Annotated in this window: 4 protein-coding genes and 2 pseudogenes; 4 read left to right on the top strand and 2 right to left on the bottom strand. The window is 72.7% G+C overall.

The features are described 5' to 3' along the window. A pseudogene (locus AB0L34_RS33170) lies at positions 1 to 282 on the bottom strand (hypothetical protein); the annotation flags it as partial. A gap of 111 nt (positions 283 to 393) precedes the next feature. After that, positions 394 to 861, bottom strand: a pseudogene (locus AB0L34_RS33165) (TIM barrel protein); the annotation flags it as partial. Here AB0L34_RS33165 and AB0L34_RS33160 point away from each other — a divergent pair. From AB0L34_RS33160 to AB0L34_RS33145, 4 genes are all read left to right on the top strand, one after another. Further along, a complete protein-coding gene (locus AB0L34_RS33160; protein ID WP_363709560.1) occupies positions 793 to 1,479 on the top strand; it encodes a substrate-binding domain-containing protein in 687 nt (228 codons plus the stop codon). The pseudogene AB0L34_RS33165 and the gene AB0L34_RS33160 sit on opposite strands and share 69 nt — an antisense overlap. A gap of 12 nt (positions 1,480 to 1,491) precedes the next feature. Further along, positions 1,492 to 1,995 carry an O-acetyl-ADP-ribose deacetylase gene (locus tag AB0L34_RS33155; RefSeq protein WP_363709558.1) on the top strand — a complete coding sequence of 168 codons (504 nt, stop codon included), beginning with the start codon at positions 1,492 to 1,494 and terminating at the stop codon, positions 1,993 to 1,995. A gap of 123 nt (positions 1,996 to 2,118) precedes the next feature. Next, positions 2,119 to 2,685 (top strand): RNA polymerase sigma factor, encoded by a 567-nt coding sequence (locus tag AB0L34_RS33150; RefSeq protein WP_363709556.1) that lies wholly within the window; start codon positions 2,119 to 2,121, stop codon positions 2,683 to 2,685. Beyond that, positions 2,682 to 3,764: a hypothetical protein gene (locus AB0L34_RS33145; protein WP_363709554.1), complete on the top strand. Its 1,083-nt coding sequence runs from the start codon at positions 2,682 to 2,684 to the stop codon at positions 3,762 to 3,764. The genes AB0L34_RS33150 and AB0L34_RS33145 overlap by 4 nt, the downstream gene beginning before the upstream one ends. Positions 3,765 to 3,828 lie beyond the last annotated feature (64 nt).

Here is a 3,828-nt window from a genome sequence, read left to right as displayed (position 1 = left end):
ACCGTACTCGCCGGCGCTGTCGGCGTAGCTGGCAGCCTGCTCCGGAGCGGGCCGGAATCGGGCCGCGTCGTAGCCGAGAGTGGGCCGGCCGCCGGGTACGAGAGCGAATCGCATCCCGTCACGGTCGAACAGCGCCATCCGGTGCGACCGCCCCGCGTACGTCGTGTCCTTCAGGCCGACCACGGTCAGGTCGTGTCGGTCGGCGATGTCCTGGGCCATCCGGCGGGCAGCGCCGTCAGACAGGTCGTTCCACTGCGCGAAACCGAGGTCGGCGTACGGCACCGCGCAAGAATAGAGCCGCAGGCGCCGATCGCACAGTGAGCCGGCCTCCACACCTGACCACCAGGCGCACGAGGCGGGGCACCTGGAGGATCGGGCGGGCCGCGCGTCCGCTCAGGCGACATGCGTGAGGTAGCCGGCGAGGGCCTCGTCGAGCACCTCCCGGCCGGGCCGTGCCCACACCTCCTCGGCGAAGACCTCCACCTCCACCGGTCCGTCGTACCCGGCCGCGTCCACGGCCTCCCGAAACCGGCGCAGCTCGACGCAGCCCGTGCCGGGCAGCCCCCGGCCGAGCAGCACCCCCGCCGGCAGCGGCGTCACCCAGTCGGCGATCTGGAAGCAGGCGATGCGTCCCTCCCGGCCGGCCCGCGCGATCTGCGCCCACACCTGGTCGTCCCACCAGAGGTGGTACGTGTCGACGACGACGCCCGCCGTCTCCGCCGGATACGGCGCGACGAGGTCCAGGGCCTGACCGAGACTGGCGACCACGCACCGGTCCGAGCAGAACATCGGGTGCAGCGGCTCCACGGCGAGCCGGACCCCCGCGGCCCGGGCGTACGGCACCAACTCGCCGATCGCGTCGCCGTCGCAGCCGGCACGGCCGGGCTCACCATCGTCGCCGACCGGCTCGCCGGCGTGGCGACCGCCCTGCGGCAGCGCGGGCTCTCCCTCGACGACCTTCCCGTCGTGCACTCGGACTTCACCCGCGACGGCGGCCGGGTCGCCGCCGAACGGATCCTGCGCGACCACCCCCGGGCCACCGCGATCATCGCGCTCAACGACGCGATGGCCATCGGCGTGCTGTCGACGCTGCGGGCGCACCGCATCCCCGTGCCCGAGCGGATGTCGGTCGTCGGGTTCGACGACGTCTCCGTCGCCGCCGACCTCGCCCCCAGCCTCACCACCATCCGGCTGCCGATGACCGACATGGGGCGGATGGCGCTGTCGCTCGCGCTCAAGCCCCGGTCGACCCGTCCCCGCCGCCGGTCGACCGGCCACCACCTGGTGGTCCGCGACTCGACCGGACCCGCCCCGGGGTGCTGCCGGCGAGCCGCGCCGACGGCGACCGCACCGGGGCCGGCGACCTGGGTGGAGCCGTCGGGCCGGTCGGCTGAGACGATGTTGTCCGGCGTCCCTGTCTCGTACGCCGGCTCCGGCAGCCGGTCCGCGATCCCGCGGTCGCCGGCCGGGCACCGGTGACAGGATCGGGGCATGCCTTCGATCGAGGTCGTACTGGGTGACATCACGGACGAGGACGTCGACGCGATCGTCACCGCGGCGAACGAGTCGCTGCTCGGTGGCGGCGGCGTCGACGGGGCGATCCACCGCGCGGCCGGGCCACGGCTCGCCCAGGCGGGCGCCGCACTGGCGCCGTGCGAGCCGGGCGACGCGGTGGCCACTCCGGCGTTCGACCTGGACCCACCGGTACGACACGTCATCCACACGGTCGGCCCGGTGTGGGAGGGCGGCGACCACGGGGAGACCGACGTCCTGGCGTCGTGCTACCGGCGCTGTCTCGAGGTCGCCGACGTCATCGGCGCGCGCAGCGTCGCGTTCCCGGCCATCGCCACCGGCGTCTACGGGTTCCCGGCCGACCGGGCGGCGGCGATCGCCGTGACCACGATCCAGGCCACGCCCACCGAGGTCGAGCAGGTACGCCTCGTCGCCTTCGACGAGGCCACGTACGCCCTGCTGGCCGCGGTGCTGCACGCCTGACCGCCTCGTACGTGCCATCCCCGTGCCGCCTCGGCGGGACCCGGACCGAGGCCGGCCCGACGAGCGCCGCGATTTCCGGGTCGGGTCTGTCACGATGGGCGCTCGCCCGGACATGGAACAGACGTGGGTTCGGGGACTGAGCACGAGGACCGCTTCCGACGCGTCTACGCGGCGAACTTCGAGCCGCTGCTGGCGTACGCCATGCGGCGCGTCGAGCAGCCCGAGGACGCGGCGGACGTGGTCGCCGAGACGTTCCTCGTCGCCTGGCGGCGCAGCCGTGACATGCCGCCGGAGGCTGAGGTTCGGCTGTGGCTGTACGGCGTGGCCCGACGGGTGCTGGCCAACCACCACCGCGGCGGAGTGCGCCGGGAACGGCTCGGTGAACGGTTGCGGCAACAACTCCGGGTCGCCGCCGCCGTCGACCCGGGCAGCGAGGTGCCGGCGCGGCTCACGGTCCAGGCCGCGCTGGCCCGGCTAAGTGAGTTGGATCGCGAGGTGTTGATGCTGACCTTCTGGGAGGGCCTGGAGCCGCGCGAGGCCGCCGCGGTCCTTCACGTGAGCCCGGCTGCGGTCCGTACCCGGCTGTCACGTGCCCGGGCCCGACTGCGAGATCTCGTCGGTGACGACCTCGGCCCGCCCGGACATGTACTCGACGTCATGGCAGCACGCGCCTCGGAGGAGGGCAGATGACCGACGAGCACCTCGGCCGGATGGTCCGAGACGCCGACCCGTACCGGCCCGATGTCATCAGGCACCTCGACGGGGCCGCGCAGAACCTGTTGGAGGAGATCATGTCCGTGCCGACCCTCGGACCCGTCGCCGAGCCGCCCGGCAAACGCCCCCGGGCGCGCCGCGGCATGATGAGCGGGCTCGCCGGCGCAAGCGTCGCGGCCACCCTGCTCGCCGGTGTCCTGGCCGTCTCGATCCTGAATGTCGATCAGCCGGAGGGGCGACCGGCGAACCCGCCGATCACCTCCGAGGCGACGGGCCCGGCCGCGTATTCGGCGATGGTGCTCAAGGCGGCCGAGGAGAACCCGCGGCTGCTGATCGACCAGCCTGGCTGGAAGGCGACCACCGTCTACGGGTTCGCCGAGAAGGAGGGCACGATCGCGTTCAGCAACGGCGGACGGCAACTGGAGATGAACTGGTACCCGGCCGCCCAGTACGACGGCTACCACAAGGATCGACTCCAGGTCAGCAAGCCGGAACCGGTGAAGGTCGACGGCTGGCCGGCCGACCTGTTCCGGTACAGCGCGAGCGACTTCGCTGTCATGCTCCGTCCCCGCGACGGTTCCTTCGTCGAACTGCGTACCGGGGGCGCCTGGACGCGGAGCGAGTTCGATCGCGTTGTCGCCGACGTGGTCCGCGTCGACGCCCACACCTGGCTGGCCGCGCTTCCGGCCGAGATCGTCACACCCGAGCGGGTGAACGAGCAGGCGGCCAAGGTGCTCGCCGACGTGCCGCTCCCTCCAGGCTTCGACACCGCCGCACTGAACGGCCTCGGCACCAACGACGCCTACCAGTTCGGTGCCAAGGTGACCAGCCGGATCGGCTGCGGATGGATCGCCGAATGGCTGCGGGCGAAAGAGGCCGGCGACGACGCCGCCCTCCGGCGGGCCGCGGACGCGCTGCGCAGTAGCCACAAGTGGAAGGTGCTACACCAGATGAACGACGAGGGTGACTGGCCGGAGGTGTTCTGGGAGACCGCCGACAAGGTGGCCGCCGGAGGCCCGCCCGTCGGGTACAAGGATGCCCTGGGCTGCGAGTAGCCGTCCCGGATCACCGAGCAGTTCTCGGGCTGGGCGCATAAGGTCACAGGAAACACAGCCCCCG

This window comes from Micromonospora sp. NPDC052213 (genome assembly GCF_040679695.1).
Taxonomy (GTDB): domain Bacteria; phylum Actinomycetota; class Actinomycetes; order Mycobacteriales; family Micromonosporaceae; genus Micromonospora.
Note: the sequence above shows the minus strand (reverse complement) of the source record. Positions and strands in the feature narration are given on the sequence as shown.

Excerpts from the sequence above, each read along its gene's own strand:
- AB0L34_RS33155 (WP_363709558.1), top strand. The coding sequence starts at position 1,492 with ATGCCTTCGATCGAGGTCGTACTGGGTGACATCACGGACGAGGACGTC.
- AB0L34_RS33145 (WP_363709554.1), top strand. The coding sequence starts at position 2,682 with ATGACCGACGAGCACCTCGGCCGGATGGTCCGAGACGCCGACCCGTAC.